Annotated in this window: 10 protein-coding genes and 2 pseudogenes; 6 read left to right on the forward strand and 6 right to left on the reverse strand. The window is 69.4% G+C overall.

Translation table 11 applies throughout. The features are described from left to right. Window positions 1–1,063 precede the first annotated feature (1,063 nt). Window positions 1,064–1,750, forward strand: coding sequence for a tRNA-dependent cyclodipeptide synthase (locus tag ACWGH0_RS14690; protein WP_453404523.1), 687 nt, complete (start codon window positions 1,064–1,066; stop codon window positions 1,748–1,750). Window positions 1,751–1,758: 8 nt separating this feature from the next. After that, the gene (locus tag ACWGH0_RS14695) at window positions 1,759–2,946 is read left to right on the forward strand and encodes a cytochrome P450 (protein WP_453404524.1); all 1,188 of its coding nucleotides are present in this window, start codon (window positions 1,759–1,761) and stop codon (window positions 2,944–2,946) included. Between the two features lie 600 nt (window positions 2,947–3,546). Here the strand turns inward: ACWGH0_RS14695 and ACWGH0_RS14700 are convergent. After that, the gene (locus ACWGH0_RS14700) at window positions 3,547–4,260 is read right to left on the reverse strand and encodes a TetR/AcrR family transcriptional regulator (RefSeq protein WP_453404525.1); all 714 of its coding nucleotides are present in this window, start codon (window positions 4,258–4,260) and stop codon (window positions 3,547–3,549) included. A gap of 139 nt (window positions 4,261–4,399) precedes the next feature. Here ACWGH0_RS14700 and ACWGH0_RS14705 point away from each other — a divergent pair, with 139 nt between their 5' ends. Continuing rightward, window positions 4,400–5,452 carry an alcohol dehydrogenase catalytic domain-containing protein gene (locus tag ACWGH0_RS14705; RefSeq protein WP_453404526.1) on the forward strand — a complete coding sequence of 351 codons (1,053 nt, stop codon included), beginning with the start codon at window positions 4,400–4,402 and terminating at the stop codon, window positions 5,450–5,452. A 197-nt stretch (window positions 5,453–5,649) separates the two neighbouring features. Here the strand turns inward: ACWGH0_RS14705 and secD are convergent, their stop codons facing one another. From secD to ACWGH0_RS14720, 3 genes are all read right to left on the reverse strand, one after another. Further along, a complete protein-coding gene (gene secD, locus ACWGH0_RS14710) occupies window positions 5,650–7,992 on the reverse strand; it encodes a protein translocase subunit SecD (RefSeq protein WP_453404527.1) in 2,343 nt (780 codons plus the stop codon). A gap of 99 nt (window positions 7,993–8,091) precedes the next feature. Then, entirely contained in the window at window positions 8,092–8,469 is a 378-nt protein-coding gene (locus ACWGH0_RS14715) for a hypothetical protein (RefSeq protein ID WP_453404528.1), read from the reverse strand. Window positions 8,470–8,840: 371 nt separating this feature from the next. After that, window positions 8,841–10,193 carry a tetratricopeptide repeat protein gene (locus tag ACWGH0_RS14720; protein WP_453404529.1) on the reverse strand — a complete coding sequence of 451 codons (1,353 nt, stop codon included), beginning with the start codon at window positions 10,191–10,193 and terminating at the stop codon, window positions 8,841–8,843. A gap of 101 nt (window positions 10,194–10,294) precedes the next feature. Between ACWGH0_RS14720 and ACWGH0_RS14725 the strand changes: the two are divergent. Together ACWGH0_RS14725 and ACWGH0_RS14730 are read left to right on the forward strand one after the other, a co-directional pair. Then, window positions 10,295–10,462, forward strand: a pseudogene (locus ACWGH0_RS14725) (IS5/IS1182 family transposase); the annotation flags it as partial. A gap of 89 nt (window positions 10,463–10,551) precedes the next feature. Then, window positions 10,552–10,644 (forward strand): annotated as a pseudogene (locus ACWGH0_RS14730) (fructosamine kinase family protein); the annotation flags it as partial. A 111-nt stretch (window positions 10,645–10,755) separates the two neighbouring features. On the opposite strand, the gene ACWGH0_RS14735 reads toward ACWGH0_RS14730, so the two are convergent. Both ACWGH0_RS14735 and ACWGH0_RS14740 read right to left on the reverse strand, forming a co-directional pair. Further along, a complete protein-coding gene (locus tag ACWGH0_RS14735) occupies window positions 10,756–12,927 on the reverse strand; it encodes a hypothetical protein (protein WP_453404530.1) in 2,172 nt (723 codons plus the stop codon). 223 nt (window positions 12,928–13,150) lie between these two features. Continuing rightward, window positions 13,151–13,672 carry a hypothetical protein gene (locus ACWGH0_RS14740; RefSeq protein ID WP_453404531.1) on the reverse strand — a complete coding sequence of 174 codons (522 nt, stop codon included), beginning with the start codon at window positions 13,670–13,672 and terminating at the stop codon, window positions 13,151–13,153. 446 nt (window positions 13,673–14,118) lie between these two features. Here ACWGH0_RS14740 and ACWGH0_RS14745 point away from each other — a divergent pair, with 446 nt between their 5' ends. Continuing rightward, on the forward strand, window positions 14,119–16,545 hold the full coding sequence (locus ACWGH0_RS14745) for a SpoIIE family protein phosphatase (RefSeq protein WP_453404532.1): 2,427 nt from the start codon (window positions 14,119–14,121) through the stop codon (window positions 16,543–16,545). Window positions 16,546–16,790 lie beyond the last annotated feature (245 nt).

The following is a 16,790-nucleotide window of genomic DNA, read 5'->3' on the forward strand; positions in this document are numbered from 1 at the left end:
TTTTTTTCCCTTGTTCTGGTGGTCGGCCTCGCTTGTCTTGGGGTGTAGGCGACTTAGTGTGGGGGGGGTCGACTCGCCCGGGGGGTGGTATTCCCGCCCGTGCGTGTGCTCCCCCCACGCCACACCGAGCTTCCGGCCGAGGGCACGGCCACGCAATTCAAAGCCATGACCGCCTTCCCCCAGCGGGACAGGCTGCCCGTTCTGTTCGCGGGCCTGCGTTCGCCGCCGACGGCGTCACCAAGCCGTACGCTGCAGATTCGGGACTCTCTCCGCATCGGGTCCCATGGTCGACGACGCCCACGCGTCAGGAAGCCCCCCCCATCGGGGGACCCATCAGTTGCCCGCCGCTCCTGTGCATGGGGCGGGGGTGTTAGGGGGTTGGCTGGCGGGTTCGTGCTGCTGGCGGCCTCACTGCCCGCCCGGGCGCCGCTCTGTCCAGCAGCGTGACCGAACCTTGCCGGGGCAGGCGCAACGATGCGAACCCACCGTCCGCGCCACGGTCTGGGGTGCGGCAGCGTAAGCCGATGCACGCCCGGCCCCCGGACGAACCATGGGCGCGTCCCAGATCGACGGGCGCCTCCCCTGCCAGTTGGCACCTCCCGCCGCTGCCCGCTCGTCCTGAGCGACCAGAGCACACCCGCGAACTGCTGCCGCAACTGTTGAGATACGGACCGTACTCGTCGATCGGCCGGTACGGTCCGTTGACTCCCACTCGGGTCACTCAGTTGGAGAAACCGTCCGAAGACGTCCGTTCCCCCCTCTCCGTTCGAACGCCAGGCCTGCCCTCATCCGCTACAAGTACTTCTACGTGACTCGCCACCGGGTCCTGTGCGTCCACCGCGGCAGCCGCCACCAGCCCCTACAGCCGAAACGGCCCACCGCAAGCAGCGACACACCATCACGCAAAACCAAGGTAGGGCGCTTCGGAGACTTGAGTCGATCGGGCGGTTTACCTCGCACGTTGTGGCCGGGTCGCGCAGCCACTGGGGAAGATGGGGGCGTCCGGCGGGACAGGGGATCGCGCTCCTGGCCGCTGTGCCGACCGCATGGGACAGGAGCTGCCATGCCCCTTTCTGAGGCCGCGTTCGCTCTGCGGCCCTATACCAAGCAGTGCCGCGGTATTGCCGAGGAAGGCGCGCACGCGGTAATCGGTGTCTCTCCGGGGAACAGCTACTTTTCCGCGCAGCGCCTCGTCGACTTGGCGCACTGGGGCATGGCCCGCTTCGACCAGGTCGACCTCGTCTACACCGACCTGCACGTGGCCGAGATGCATGAAGCTCTGGGCTACTGTCCCGGCGATGCGCGACGCAAGGCGGCGAAGCAGCTGCGCGGAGTGCGGGCCAAAGTCCACAGAGCCGTCCAGGCGGCCGCTCCGAGCGGCCGGCGCCTCAGGGCCCGCCCCATCTCCGGGTTCGCCACTCTCCCCGCCTACCGTCAGCTCCATCGCCAAGCTCGTGAAGCCCTTGGGGCCGACCGGGAAGTACAGGCGTGCTGCGACCGGCTGATGGAGAGGTTCCTCGCTTCACGGATTGCGCCGCGCGGGACCATCACGGTTCGGCAGCGGCAGGCGTGCTTGGACTACGTCTGCGCCGAGGTTCCCCTGTTTCTCGACACACCAGCGCTCCTCGGTGTGCCCTCATCGCTCAACTGCTACCACGAGGCCCTGCCACTGGCCGAGCTTCTGTACGCACGCGGCCCCGGACTCCGCGCCTCGCGCAATCAGGGCCACGGCATCCTCACTCCTGTGTAAGGAGCACCATGACGGCTACGCCCCCCGCAGCCCTGCCCGGCTTCCCCTTCGACTGCAACGGCCTCGCCCTTCCAGCGCCGGTCGAGACGCTGCACGAGCAACCGGTGACGAAGGTTCGTACTATCGCCGGTGCCGAAGCCTGGCTGGTCTCCTCCCACCACCTGTGCAAGCAGGTCCTAGAGGACCCACGGTTTTCCCTCAAGGACACCGCGGCACCCGGCGCTCCGCGGCAGTACGCCTTGACCATCCCGCCGCACGTGGTCAACAACATGGGTAACATCACCGGCGCCGGACTCCGCCAGTGCGTGATGAAGGCCCTCAACCCCAAAGCCCCAGGACTTCAGGAGTGGACGCGCCAGTTGGCCAGGCGGCTCCTGGACGACCTGGTCACCGAGGGGGCACCAGCTGACCTGCGCAATGGGTTCGCCGAGCCGTACTCGGCGCAGATGCACTGCCACATCCTCGGCCTTCCCCCACAGGACGCCCCGAGGCTCCTGCGCAGCCTGGACATCGCGTTCATGAATTCACCCAGGCCGATTGAGGCGGCTCGCCTCAACTGGGATCGCGACATGGCCCATCTGGTGAGTCGTTTGGACGACGAGGCCACCACCGGCCTCCTGGCCGACCTCGTGGCGCTGCGCAGCGACCCGGACTACGCCCATCTCACCGACGAGATGCTGGCCACCGTCGGCCTCACCCTCTTCGGCGCCGGCACCATCTCCACATCCGCCTTCCTCACCATGGCCGTCGTCGCCCTCGCGACCCGCCCGGACGTCCGCCAGGCCCTCACCCACGAGTCGGTCGCCGACGCGCTGGAGGAGCTGCTGCGCATCAACCTCTCCATCGGCGACGGACTGCCCCGAATCGCACTGGAAGACGTCCAACTGGGAGCTATCCTCATCAAGCGCGGTGAGCTGGTCCTGGTCCTCGTCGAAGGTGCCAACCACGACCCCCAGCATTTCAAAGACCCTCACACCTTCCGTGCCGCACGCCCCAACGCCGCCGACCATCTCTCCTTCGGCGGCGGTGCGCATTACTGCCCCGCCACCGCCCTCGCGAGGAAGCACGCCGAAATCGCTCTGGAAACGCTGCTGGAGCGCCTGCCCGACGTACGCCTGGCAGTCCCGGAGGAACAGCTCGTATGGCGCACGAACTTCATGAAACGTCTGCCCGAACGCCTGCCTGTCGCGTGGTAGCCGCACAATGTTCAGCGACGTCGCAGGCTCGCGCACACTCCGTCCCTCATCGGTGAGATCCCGCTGCACGAGCTGATCGTCTCTACCACGCGTCTCAGCGGGGGAGCGGGTTCCCGTGCCGGCGAATGCGGACGGACTTGGGCCGCAACGGCCGGCCGTCGTCCGCTTCGCCCGCCTCAGTGGGGCGGACGCCATGAGCCCATCGAGTACACGGAAATGACCCTTGCCGAGATCCGGCTCACCGGCGCGTGCGCCGAAACCAACCAGTCCTGGCCCCGGTCGGCCAGTCCTCGCCACCGGCGAGGCATTCAGCCGCCCCGCTTACCACAAGGTCGGGCATAGAACCGCGCCGAACCGGCTAGCGGCAAAGTTAGGAACCTGCTGTTCGCAGCCACAGTGGCCGCGGCCTACCTGTCGGCGTGCGGACTTCCAGTGAGCCCCGGTCTGGAATCCGTCCTGCCCTTGGCCCGCGCGGCCCGCGACGGACTGCCCGTGCGAGAGGTCGCCGCTCAGATCAAGACCTGGACCAGCTGACCCACTGCCCGGACGCGGCCTCTGCACTGCCTGGCGCCATGCGGATCGGCTGCAAGGGCGGACCGGTCAGCGAGCCGGAGCCTGATGGCCGGCGCATTCCTTCAGGTCTCGTTCGTGCAGCAGTCGTGCGGTCTGCTCGGACACCGGTGCGGCCAGCAGTGCGGTGACCAGGTCGACCAGCCGGCTGGTGAACAACCGGTCGTCCCTGCGAGGGCGGGCGGCGGCACGGGTGGCGAGTTCGGCGTGGCAGAAGCGCATGGCAGTGAAGCGGGTGTGGAGTACCGCGGTCGACTCAGGAGCCAGTAGAGGGTCCAGTAGGCGCCGCCACGCGTAGATGCTCGACTTCTCGTTCGGCACGATGAGCTCGACCAGGGGTTCGGGACGGTTGAGCAGTTCGGCCACGATCTGCAGGAACTCGCGTCCGCCGTCGGGGTCCGCGAGTTTCGCGGCAGCCGGCAGTACGAGGGCGGCGGCGAGGGGGCGAAGACCGGCGGCCCCGCTGTCCTCGTACTGGTGCAGCAGCACCTCCCGGCGAGCGTCCACCGCCGGGAGGTGCTTGTCGAGTACGGCTCGCAGCAGACCCGCTCGGTTGCCGAAGTGGTACTGCAGGACCATCGCGTTGCGCTGACCCGCGGCCCGTTTGATCTCACTGAGTGAGACACCGTCGACGCCCTTCGCCGCGAACAGCTGCTCGGCGGCCCGGATGAGTTTGCCGTGGGTGTCACGGGGCTCCCGGCTCCGGGGCAGTGCGCGGGGCTCCGACGTCTCTTGTGCTGCCACAAAGAGCATGATACATCATTATGCCAAAGTAATACGCATGCATTAATCATTGATCCAAACCTCTTAGACGTGGGAGACCATCCATGCCGCGGGACTTCGAGACCGACCCCGACGCCCTGCGACTGGACGGAGGGGCCCTGTGAAGGCGCTGACGTATGAGGGCCGTCACGACATCCGCTACGGGGACGTCCCCGACCCGGCCGTCACCAGCCCCACCGACGCGATCGTCCAGGTCACCAAGGCCGGTATCTGCGGCAGTGACCTGCACATCTACGGGGGCAACGGGTTCAGCGCGGAGATGGGCTACACCCCGGGACACGAGTGCGTCGGCGTGGTCGTGGACACCGGCAGCGAGGTCACCAGCTTCAAGCCCGGCGACCGGGTCCTGGTTCCCGCCTCGGCCGGCTGCACCTTGTGCAGAACCTGTGCGAGAGGGCTCACCGCCAGGTGCGAGCGCGCCCAGGCCCCGACGGACCTGTGCTACGGAGTGAGCCCGCAGCTTCAGGGCAGTCAGGCCCAGGTTCTGGCGGTGCCTCATGCCGAGGTCAACCTGGTGCACTTGCCCGACGGCATCTCCGATGAGGCCGCCGTCGTCCTGACGGACAATGCCCCTACGGCCTGGTACGGCTGCCGCCGTGCCCGCATCCAGCCCGGTGAAACGGTCCTGGTCATCGGCCTCGGGCCGGTCGGCCTCATGGCTGCGCAATCCGCCTTCGCCATGGGCGCCGCCCGCGTGCTGGGCGTCGACCTGGTCGCCGAGCGCCGCGCCTTCGCCGCCACCCTGGGCGTCGAGCCGGTCGAGGGCGAGGACACCCGGCAGGCCGTACGGGAAATGACCGCAGGACGCGGACCGGACGCCGTCGTAGAGGCCGTGGGCTCGGACGCCACCATCCAACTCGCCCTCAAAGCCGTCCGGCAGGCCGGCCGGGTCAGCGTCATCGGGGTCAGTCAGAACAAGGCGTTCCCCTTCCACATGGGACTGGCCCAGATCAAGGAGCTGGAGTTCGCCATCGGACTGTGCTCGATCCACTACGAACTCCCCGCCCTGATCGCCCTCACCCAGGCCGGACGGCTCACGCCAGACGTCGTGGTCTCCCACCGCTTCCCGCTCTCCGAGGGCCCCGAGGCCTACGAACTGTTCAACAGCCGCGCCGACGGTGTCCGCAAGATACTTCTCGACCCTGCCCGCTGATCCGCCTCGGCTCGGCCGCGGACGGCAGAGGCGGTTGGCGCTGCGGACGGGCTCCGGGTGGTGACAGAGGTGCCGCTTCCCCGGGCATCGTGCCGACCGGGCCTCCATAGAGCGTGGCCGCGGTTGTCGGAGCTCCGCGGACGCCCGGTCGGCGTGTGATGGAGGCTGCCCTCGGCCTCAGGACCGTCCTCGCGGGCCTAGACGACCGCTCCCGTCCCCCTCTCCTTCTTCCTCCGCCCCTCCAACGGGCTGTACCCGTCAGGGACTTCCTTCGCGGCGCGACGGCCCAGTGGTGGTGGCGGGTTGCGGTGTTCCAGGGCGATCGCGATCGGGACCGCGGTGAAGATGGTCGAGGCGATGCCGACCAGGACGCCCGCGATCAGCGCCACGGAGAAGTCCGCCAGCGAGTCGCCGCCCAGTACCGCTAGTGCGGTCAGGATGAGCAGGGCTCCCATGCCCGTGTTCACCGTGCGCGGGAGTGTCTGGACCACCGCGTGGTTGGCTGTTTTCTCCAGGTTGCCTAGTGGGTCTCGGCGGCGCGCTTCGCGGACGCGGTCGAAGACGACCACCGTGTCGTTCACGGAGTAGCCGATGACCGTGAGCAGCGCCGCCAGGAAGACGCTGTCCACCGGCCTGCCCAGCCAGGCGAACAGGCCCACCACGAGGAGGACGTCGTGGACCATCGCAGAGACTGCCGCTGCTGCCAGGGTCCAGCGGAACCGCACGCTGAGGTAGATCAGTTGGGCGGCCACCGCGATGCCCAGGGCCAGGAGTGCCTTCTGGCGCAGTTCGCTGCCGAGGCTCGGGCCGATCTGTTCGTCACGCTCCACCGTGACGGTTCCGCCGGGCTTCTCCAAGGCCGCCTTGACGCGCTGCTGTTCGTCGTTGGTGAGCTTCTCCGTGCGTACGGTGATGTCGCCGTCGCCGGACTCCTGCACCACCGCGCGCGGGAACCCCGCGTCGGACACGGCGTTCCGGGCCGTGTCCGCGTCGACGGACCTGCTGGTGCTGTACTCGACGAGGCGGCCGCCGGTGAACTCCACGCCGAAGTCCAGGCCGCGGATGAAGGTGCCTGCGACGGCCACCGCCACCAGGAGTGCGCTCGCGCCGAGCCAGCGGCGACGGTGGCGGACCAGGTTCGGGTTGCGGCGGGACAGCCATGTGCGGACGTGGCCCGTCGAGGCGATGCCCGTCAGACCGGGGCGCTTGCGTACGAAGCTGCGGGCGACGGCGAAGTCCGCGAGCGCGCGGGTGATCACGAGCGCCGTGAGCATCGATGCCAGGACGCCGATGCACAGGGTGACCCCGAAGCCCTTGACCGGGCCCGTGGCGAAGAAGAACAGCAATCCCGCGGCAAGCAGCGTCGTCACGTTCGAGTCGATCACCGCGCTCCATGCCTTCGCGAAGCCGGTCTTCACCGGCTTCGCCAAGTCCTTGGAACGGACGCCCAGGTACTCCTCCCTGGCCCGTTCGAAGACCAGGACGTTCGCGTCCACCGCCATGCCGATCGCCAGGACGAACCCGGCGAGCCCCGGCAGCGTGAGCGTCGCGCCGAGCGCCACCAGAGCGGCGTACGAGATGAGGCCGTACAGCGCGAGGGCCAAGGCGGCGAGCGCGCCAAGGAGCCGGTAGACGACGGTGATGAACAGTGCGGTCAGGGCGATGCCGATGAGCGCGGCTTTAGTGCTCGCCTCGATTGCGTCGGCGCCGAGCGTCGGGCCGACCGTGCGCTGCTCCACGACGTCGAGGGGCACCGGCAGCGCGCCGCCCTTCACGAGCGCCGCCAGTTCGCGCGCCTCGGCCCGGCCGAAGTCACCGCTGATCTGCGTGGAGGCACCGGTGATACCGGTCCCGCACACCACGTCCGGGTTGACGCCGGGCGCCGAGATGATCTTGTTGTCGAGGGTGATGACGACGCGGCGTTCCGGAGCGCCCTGAGGCGCGCAGGCCGCGTCCGAGGTGATCTTCGCCCAGGTGTCGCCCGCGCCCTTGCGGAACTCGAGGGAGACCATCCAGCCGTTGAGCGACCGCTGGTCCAGGACCGCCTCGGCGTCCTTCACCCCCTCGCCGGTGAGGGCGGTGGGGCCCAGCTTCAGGTGGTTGCCCGGCTGGTCCGGGTCGGGCAGGGTGCGCGATCCGTCGGCCTCGGGCTTCGCGGAGCCCTTGTCGGCCGTCGCCCCTGTCACCGGGTGGACCGTGAGCTGTGCGGTGCGGCCGATGACCTCGGCGGCCTTGCGTGGGTCCTGCACTCCGGGCAGTTCGACGATGATCCGTTTCTCGCCCGAGCGGGCGATGCCGGGTTCGGAGACGCCGAGGGCGTCGACGCGCTGCCTGAGAACCTCCAGAGCGCGGTCGGTGGATGCGGCGTCGGCCTTGACGGTGGGTGAGTCCCGGGTTCCCAGGACGATCTGGGTGCCGCCGCGCAGATCGAGGCCGAGGCGGGCGGATTGGGTGAGAGCGATGTAGAGGGACAGCGCGACGGCCGCCAGCGCGACGATCGCCCTCCACAAGGGTGGGCGGGACAAGGGTGCGCGAGACATGCGTACTCCACGATGAGGGCAGGACGGAGGGACGCGTGACCGGCCCCGCGCGGTGTGCGCTGGGCCAGAAGGGTCAGGCGTCGAGGACGGTCTGCGTGCTCACCGGTGGGGCGGGCCGCGCGGGGCGGCGGACTCGGCCGGCCTGCGCGGCGGCGCGAGTGCGGTGGCGGGGCCCGTGTCGGGCCCGCCCAGGGCGCGGCGCGGGGCCGTGCCGACGGCCGTACGCGCGGGGCCCGCAGGCTGCGGGCCCGGGATGTGGGCGTCAGGTCGGTGCGTGACCGCGACACGCAGCGCCGGGACGTCGTCCGGTCCTGCCCCTTGTCCGGCCTGCCCCGCCACCGTGTGGTGGGCGAGCGGCCTGTCGGCCGGCATGGGCATGCCCTGCGCCCCGGCCACCGGGACGAACAGCGCGAGGACGGTGACGACCAGGGTCAGCGCGGATGCGGCCAGGCGCGCGGAGCGGCTCTGTTGCGGCACGCGCCCCCCATCCCTTCGGTGCTCATCGGGTGCGCACGGCGTGGCCCCGCCCTGCTCAACGTATGGGGCGCCCCAGTCCGTTCCGTGTTCCTCGGCAGTTCTTCGGAAGCCGAAGAACTTCAGCAACAGCGCGAAACCCAGCCGATTCGCCGCCCCCGACTTGCTCCGAAGCTGCTCCTGGTCCTCCTCCAACAGCGTCCAGGCCTCGATCACGTCCTCCGGTTCCCACTCCTGCCGCACTCCGCGCTCCCTCCGGTCTTCGTGACCGGAGCAACGTCGCCGAGCGGCTCCTCAAGACCCCCGGGCAACGGGCATGCCGCCCCCCCCGGATGACGGGCCGCCATCCCAACACGCCCATACCTGACAGGGCCTCAGAACGGCGGATCTTCCGACCATAGGTGTGTCGTCGGTATCGCGGGCGTGTGGGGGCGGGGCTGCTGAAGGGCGGCCAGGGTTTCGTCGATACGGCCGAGGTCGATGAGGTAGCCGGCCAGGTCGTGGATGTTGCTGCGGTCATGTTCCTGAAGGATGGCGATGGCTTCCTCGGTGCGCCCGGTGTCGGCGAAAAGCCGAGCGATGCACTTCGCCGCGTACCAAGTGGTGCCTTCGGGGTGGGCTCGGGCGCGTTCAACCGCTTCGTCGACCCCGCTGCAGGCGGCGATCAGCGGCAGCCGCATCCAGAACAGCTCCCACTCGTCCTCGCGCCCGCCCTGGGCGGCGAGGGCGTCGAGGTGGGCCAGGCCGTCGGAGGGGCGCCCCTGGTCGAGACACAGCTGGGACAGGGCGTGGCGAATCCAGTCGTCACCGCGGTGGGCGTCGGCTTGGGCGCGCATCACGGTGATCGCCTCGTCGCCCCGGCCGTGCCGGGCCAGGAGCTGCGCGAGCTCGTAAGCCGAGTTCGGATTCCAATCCGCGGGTCCGTCGGCCTGCCCGTATGCAGAGATCGCGCCCTCAACGTCACCACACTCCTCCAGCAGCTCCGCCAGCCGCTGTACGGCCTCCTCATGTCCCTCGGTCGCCGCGTAGGCGCGCAGTTCCTCGATCCGGCCGTGCCGGGCCAACAGGTCGGCGAGCTGGTCGCGGCTGTTGACAGAGGTGATCTGCCGGTGCCTGAGCAGGGCAATGGCCTCGTCGATGTGGCCCTGGCGCTCGCGGATCGTCGCGAGTAGGCCGATCGCCGCGTCGGGGTCGAGGCCGCAGCACCACGGACCGTCGCAGCGGTGGTCGGCCCGTATCCGAGCGGCGAGCAGCGCGGCGGCCTCCTCGTCCCGGCCAGCGCCTGCGGCCACGTCGACCAGGGCGGTGGCGAGCGCCCAGTCATCGGCGTGCGGCAGCAGCATGGTGAATGCCTCCGCGGCGCGGCCGTGCCGGGCAAGCAGCCGCGTGTAGGCCTCCAACGCCATCGGATGCCCGACAGCCATCCGGGCCCGGACGGTCTCGATCGCTTCCTCGCTCCGGCCCCAGCCCTCCAGCAGCTCGGCGGTCGCTACGACGGCCGTCCACCAGCCCGTAGCGGTGTACGGGGCGAGTACCTCCAGTGCGTCGCCCTGACGGCCCCGCTCGCCCAGCAGCCGCGCCCACACAAGCGCGCAGAACCACTCCCCGCGTCCGGCCTGCAGTTCCACCACGTCGACGTGGCCGCGTTTGAGCAGCCGCGAGACCAGCTCCGGCGGGATGCAGCCGGACCGCGTCCGGGCGCGGTAGTCAAGATCAGTAGCGTCCACGGCCACGCACCATAGCGCCGACCTCTGACATCCTGGGCCGCTTCGGATAAGCCTGCATCCGCTGCCCCATGCTCCAGGTCAACCCAAGGTGCTGTCGCGACTCCGCAGGCCAGAAGGCGGTGAACCGGTCCCAAGCGAAGATCCGAGCCCTCGTCGAGCAGGCCGTCGCCACCCTCAAGTCCTGGCGACTCCTTCGCGTGCTCCGCTGCTCGACCACACGGATCACCAGCCTCGTCCAGGCCGTCCTCACTCTGCGTCTGGCCAGCTCAGAGGGAGGATGGAAAAGCGCAAGGAGTGCCTCGCCCTGGAGAGGGGTGAAGGGGAGGCCGGAGCCCGTCGAGGGCGGAGCCCTCGATAGGGCGGACATCAGCTGCTGGTGCACGCCGTGCTCTTTGGCCGTGGCTATGCGGAATGGGCCCTCAAAACGGCTCGGGCGGCGCTCGCGCGGTGAGCGCGGGCACCGCCCGGGGCGATGTCGAGGACGAGGAAAGCGAAGGAACTTGTGTCAGAAAGGGAAGAGAAGGAAGCCCCTTCATGGCCTCGTCATGGGCAACCCTAGCACTCAGCCCGGGATCAAGTCGCGCAGATTCTCGAGGGTGATGACCCGGGAGTCCGGGTGCAGGCCCTCGGGACGTTCGAGACCGATGTACATCACGGGCCCGTCCGGGACCGGCTCGCCGTCCCACAAGTCCACGGCCGTGGTGTCGCGGGACATCAAGCCGATCAGGTACCCCACGGACAGCTGCTCGCGCTCCACGAGGGCGCGCACCACCTTGGACACCGACACCTGGTTCTCCTCGACCTGGTTGGCCGACGAGATGCCCCTCAGATACAGGTGCAGCCACTTCGCGCGCCACCGGCCGTCGTTCCCGCGCCGGAACACCAGCGGCAGCGCCACCCGGCCCACTCCGCGCAGCTCCGACTTCATCCGCACCGTGCGCGGCTCGAACGGCCGTCCCTTCTGCTCACCGTCGCGCAGCATGAAGCCGAAGAAGGACTCCTCGACTTCCTCGAAGCTTTCGCCGGAGTAGATGTTGACCTGCGGCACGATGAATGTGCTGCGCACCCGGTCCAGGGAGAGGTTGATGAACTCCGACGCCCCCTCGGGCGCCTCGGTGATGTCGCCCGAGTGCTTGCCCCCGACTGCCTTGAGGGACGTGTAGGAGAGCCAGGAGTCGGTGCTGTAGTCGGAGTGGAGAAGCAGCGCCGAGAGGTCGTAGTCCGTTCGGCCCTCGGTCTCCTTCCAGTACACGAAGAAGCGCAGTTGTTCGCCGTCGACCGCCGAGACCGACCCTCGCGGCAGTACGCCGAGCCCGGCCGCGGTCGCCCTGCCGCTGAGCGGGAGCGCCACGTCCAGGACGTCGGGGTCGATCAGCAGCCGGTCCGGCGCCGGGAGCCGACGGAGCATCTCGGCGTCCAGGGCGGCGATCAGACGGTCGCGGTCGTCAGCCGGTAGCGGCGGCCGGACGTCGGGGGTCACCCAGGCGCGGCCCCGGCGGTTGACGAAGATGCGGGGTTCGCCGGTCTCCCGCTCCCGGTTGTGGAGGTGCTCGCGCACCGAGAGCACGACCCGGCCGGAGACGTCGGGAGCGACCTGCACCGCGGCGGCCACCACCGCGTCCCGTTCCTCCTGGTCCGCGGCGATACGCAGCAGGAGGTCCAGGGCGCGGAACAGCTTGCCGGGAGCGGACTTCAGCAGCTGCACCGCACCGAGGACGTCGAACTCGTCGAGCAGCTTCTCGACACGGCCCTCGAAGGACCGCGCCTCCTTCTCGCCCCGAGCGACGGCGAAGACATCGGCGGCATGCGGCCACTGCGGGTACTCATGCGGGTGGAGACGCTCGCCAAGCCGCTTGAACGGCTCACTATGCGCATGCACATCGGCGAGCTTGGCCGGGTTCGCCGCGACCACGGCGTCGAGACCCGCGAGCAGCGCACGGCGCACCGGCCGTGACAGCGCCCGGAACCGGGTCGGCTCCCTGAGCGTCACGTCACCGCCCGACAGTGCGCAGGCCAGCCGCAGCACGTCGGTGACGGTGTCGAGGAGGAGGTCCGCGCCGACGCCGAGACGGGCCTCGTTGACGACCGCCCGGTTCTCCCGTACCGGGATCGACTCCGGCTGGGGGCCGAGCGCGCACCGCTCGGCGAGGGCCTTGAGATCGCGCAGGTCGTCCTCGCCCAGCGGGGTCGTGCTGCCCGCCAAGGCCAGGTACAGGTCCGTGAGCTCGTCGTCCAGGTCCCGCCCGAGGTGCAGGACGGTCACCCGGTCACCCGCCGAGGCGATCAGCTCGTCCTGCGCCGCGAGCATCTCCTCGTAAGTGTGCTGGTACCGCCCGTACGTGGGAAGGCTGAGCAGGTCCAGCACCCCGTGCGCCAGCTGCGTCAGCACGTTCTCGCGCGACTTGTCGTCACCAAGCGCCTTCGTCACGCACCGCATCCAGAACTCTTCGGTGTCCGGCACGTTCGCCGGGAAGTCGATGAAGTACGCGTTGTGCCGGACGTGGTCGCCCGCCATCTCGCTCACGGTGGGCAGCGTCCGCTTGGCGGTGTGCACGACCGCCGCCTCCGACAGCCCCGACAGCCGCTCCAGCAGCTCCGCCGAGAGCTTGAAGCCCACGGATGTCAGCGCCGCGTCGAACTGCCGCGCGGCGGTGGCTCCTTCCCCGGCGGAGCCCTTGGGGGAGGGGAGGCGGTGCGTGTGCCGGATGACCAGCGATTCGAAACTGTGCGCCATTCCGGGATGATCGCAGAGGTGTGCAAGCCGGCGCACGGGAGTTTTGTGTACGCACTCCGACGCCGTGATCACACCTGCCACTCGCGACCGAGCTGCAGCCCTCATACCTCAGCTGGCTGATGTTCTCCGACCGGACTCCGGACGACTGTCGCCCTGACCAGCCGTGCACCGTAGTGCCTGCTGCAACGTCGCGTGGACGTCTAGCAGTCCCATCGCTCCGGAATCATGGCCCTTCCGCCAGCCGCCGGACTGTCTGCCAGCGTGGTGCCTCGTAATCCGGGACGTCCGGCGAAGCGAAGTGAAACGGCACACCAAGATGGCCGGCCAGCGCCCGGCCTGCCTTGGCGGCGGCAACGCCAGGCGGAGAGCCGTCAGGGTGGTGGTAGACGGTTGCCAGGTGGCTCTCCCCGTCTGGGGAGTCCAGGACCGCGACCAGGAGCACGAACCAGTCGTGCACGGTATCGCCGTCCCAAAACGCCTCCACCGCCGCCACACGGCCCTGGAGGGCCGCGGCGCGCGCTGCGAGTGAGGGAAGGTCGAGCGGATCGGGCGGTGTGCGCTGTACTCGGTCGCCGAGGGCCTCGTATCGCGCGTGGACCACCCGCTCAACCTCGTGCAGGCCTACTCCCAGCGGACGCAATGCCTCCCAGACGGACCTGACCGCCGACAGCCGACGATCCCGCAGCACGTCGGCGTCGACCTCCCGACAGGTCCGTTCCTCCAGGTAGGCCCACCAGCCGCTCACTGGGCCGCCGGCCGGGATTTCAGGGCGTGCGTCATGGGCCGAACGTACGTCAGGGCTCGGAGCCCGACCCAACCGCCCCTTGGGAGGTACGGGAACGGATGGAATACGCCCGGCGCAGTGGCGAACTGTCGCCAAGGCACTTGTGCGACGTGACGTGCCCTGGCCATGACCCCGAACGCTCAACCGGCCAACTCGGACGCTCAGCTGGGCAGGGCCGATCCCTGGTGAGACCGTGCGGGTGACGGCCGCCACGCCGCGACACAGCGACCGGAAGACTGGCGGGTCAGACCGGGTTCAATAGGCTCACCATGGCATCATCCGGATCTTTTGCTCCGGAGGTCTTGTGGTGCGGCGAAGTGACCGCTCCGGGCTGAGCCACGCCAGTCTCGGTCGCGTACCAGTATCAGCGGAGAACATCAGTAGCCGAGTAGAGGTGGTGTCCAGCAGTGGACCAGCGGGTGACGGTGCTCAGCGAGAGCCGGGATGATCCGTTTGCTCTGCACCTGGCCGCCTCGGCGGTGCTCGACGACCGCGGAGCCGTGGTCGGATGGAGCCAGCGGGCGCGGGAGCTGCTCGGCTACCCGGAGACAGCGGTGATGGGCCGTCCGGCGTTCGAAGTCCTGATCGATCCCCGCGACCTGCCGGCCGCAAAGGACGCCGCGGCGACGTGCAGGAGAGCCGGAGGCTGGTTCGGCGTACTGGCCGTGCGGCATCTCAGCGGACGGCTCGTGGAGATGGGGTTCAGGGCACGTGCGCTCCTGCGCGAAGGCGATGTCCGCGAGTGGTTCCTTGTCGGGGCTCCGGCGGCGGAGATCCTCGAGTGGCAGAGGGACCGCGCGGTTCTCGACGGCCTGTTCCGCCGGTGCCCGATCGGCCTTGTCGTGCACAGCCCCGACATGACAGTTCTCCGGGTCAACCGGTCAATCGAACGGTTCACCGGCGTTCCGGCCGCGTCATTCAAAGGAATGCCCACCGGCGCGTTGCTCGTTGCCGAGGACGCGCGCAAGGCCGTGGACCGGGTGCGCCAGGTGATGCAGACGGGGAAATCACTGTTCTTCACCGAGCAGTACACCCGCCTGGAGCAGGATCCGGCACGGGAGCGGGCAGCGTCCGTCTCGGCCTTCCGGCTGGAGGACCCGGGTGGGCGGGTCCTGGGAGTGGCGGAGACCGTCGAGGATGTCACCGAACGCCATCGGGCCCGGCTTCGGCTGGCGCTCATCGCCCAAGCCGGCACCCGCATCGGAACCACGCTCGATGTGGGAGAGACGGCTTGGGAGCTCGCTGATGTGATGGTCCCTCATCTGGCCGACCACGTATCGGTGGACGTGGCGCAATCCGTGACGCGGGGCGAGGAGCCGGCGCAGGGCTCGAAGGAGCCTGGCGTACGGGTGGCGGTGAGCAGCGCACTGGCCCAGCAGCCCGAACTGCTCCACCCGGGTGGGGAGCCGCTCGAGTTCGCACCCGGCACCCCACAAGCAAGGTGCCTGGCCGACGGGCGGGCCGTATTGGAATCGGTTCTTCCGCCTGACTGGTTGTCCAGGGAACCGCGCCAGGGTGACCATGCTCCCGACTTGGGTGTTCATTCCCTGATCGTGGTACCCCTGGCGGCACGGGGCCTGGTGCTGGGCACGATGAGCCTGTGGCGCTCGCGGCGCCCCGACCCGTTCGAAGCAGACGACCTCACACTGGCCCTGGAGATCGCCTCGCGCGCCGCCGTGTGCATCGACAATGCCCGGCGCTACACCCAGCAGCAACGGACCGCGCTCACCCTGCAACGAAGCCTGCTTCCGACGGCAGTTCCCCACCAGATGGCCGTCGAAGTGGCCCCCCGCTACCTCCCCGCCAGAGCGGCCTCGGGGCTGGGTGGCGACTGGTTCGATGTCATCCCCCTGTCCGGGGCCAGGGTCGCGCTCGTCGTCGGCGACGTGGTCGGCCACGGCCTCCACGCCGCAGCCACCATGGGCCGACTACGTACCGCCGTGCAGACCCTTGCCAGCCTGGATCTGGAACCGGACGAGGTTCTCTCCCGCCTGGACGACCTGGTCAACCTGCTGGCAGCCGAACAAGAAGCAGTCGGTGAGCGGCCCGTGGGCGAGCAGGTCATCGGCGCCACCTGCCTGTACACCGTATACGACCCGGTCTCCCGGCTGTGCTCCGCGGCCCGCGCCGGCCACCCGCCACCGGCGGTGACCACCCCCGACGGACAGGTGAGCCTGCTCGACCTGCCCGCCGGCCCACCGCTCGGCCTGGGCGGCCTGCCGTTCGAGGCCCGGGACATCGAACTGGCCGAGGGAAGCCTGCTCACCCTGTACACCAACGGACTCATCAGTGAACGGCACATCGACCTCGACGCGGCTCTGGCACGGCTGTGCGCGGGGCTCAGCCGCCCCGCCGACCCCCTGGAACAGACATGTCAGGCGGTGATCGACTCCCTCGTACCCGCGCACCCCGCCGACGACATCGCCCTGCTCATCGCCCGCACACGGGTGCTCCCACCGCAGAACGTCGCCTCCTGGCGACTTCCGCTGGACGCGACCGCCGCCGCCCAGGCGAGGGCACTGACGACGGCCCAGCTGACCGAATGGGGCCTGGATCAACTCACCTTCACCACCGAGCTCATCGCCAGCGAGTTGGTCACCAACGCCTACCGGTACGCCAGTGGCCCCATGACCCTGCGGCTCATCCGTGAACGATCTCTGATCTGTGAGGTCACCGACACCAGTCACACGTCACCGCACCTGCGCCGGGCACGCACCACTGACGAGGGGGGACGTGGCCTGCTCCTGGTGGCCCAGCTGACCGAGCGCTGGGGCACGCGCTATACCCGCGAGGGGAAGACCGTCTGGACCGAACAGCCACTGCTGGGGCTGTAGATCGTCCGACACCGGTACGCCACGGCGCCGGACGTCGATCGTTGCCGGCAGTCCTCCCTCCGCCGCTTCGACTTCGAGCGCACGTTCCGCCTGTTCAAGCAGACCGCATGGCGTCGAGTTCGGGGCAGTGGACCAGGACGGCCTTGAGCCGAAGGTGGTCGATTGCTGGGAGGGGGTCTCGGGGCGTTGGAGGATCCAGCCGACGCCGACGCGGGGTGACGGCGGCCGAGCCGTGATCTGGTTGT

The organism is Streptomyces sp. NPDC054887 (assembly GCF_053610585.1).

What these genes read in the sequence shown, in the direction of transcription:
- ACWGH0_RS14690 (WP_453404523.1), top strand. Translation starts at nt 1,064, where the DNA reads ATGCCCCTTTCTGAGGCCGCGTTCGCTCTGCGGCCCTATACCAAGCAG.
- ACWGH0_RS14695 (WP_453404524.1), top strand. Translation starts at nt 1,759, where the DNA reads ATGACGGCTACGCCCCCCGCAGCCCTGCCCGGCTTCCCCTTCGACTGC.
- secD (WP_453404527.1), bottom strand. Translation starts at nt 7,992, where the DNA reads ATGTCTCGCGCACCCTTGTCCCGCCCACCCTTGTGGAGGGCGATCGTC.
- ACWGH0_RS14735 (WP_453404530.1), bottom strand. Translation starts at nt 12,927, where the DNA reads ATGGCGCACAGTTTCGAATCGCTGGTCATCCGGCACACGCACCGCCTC.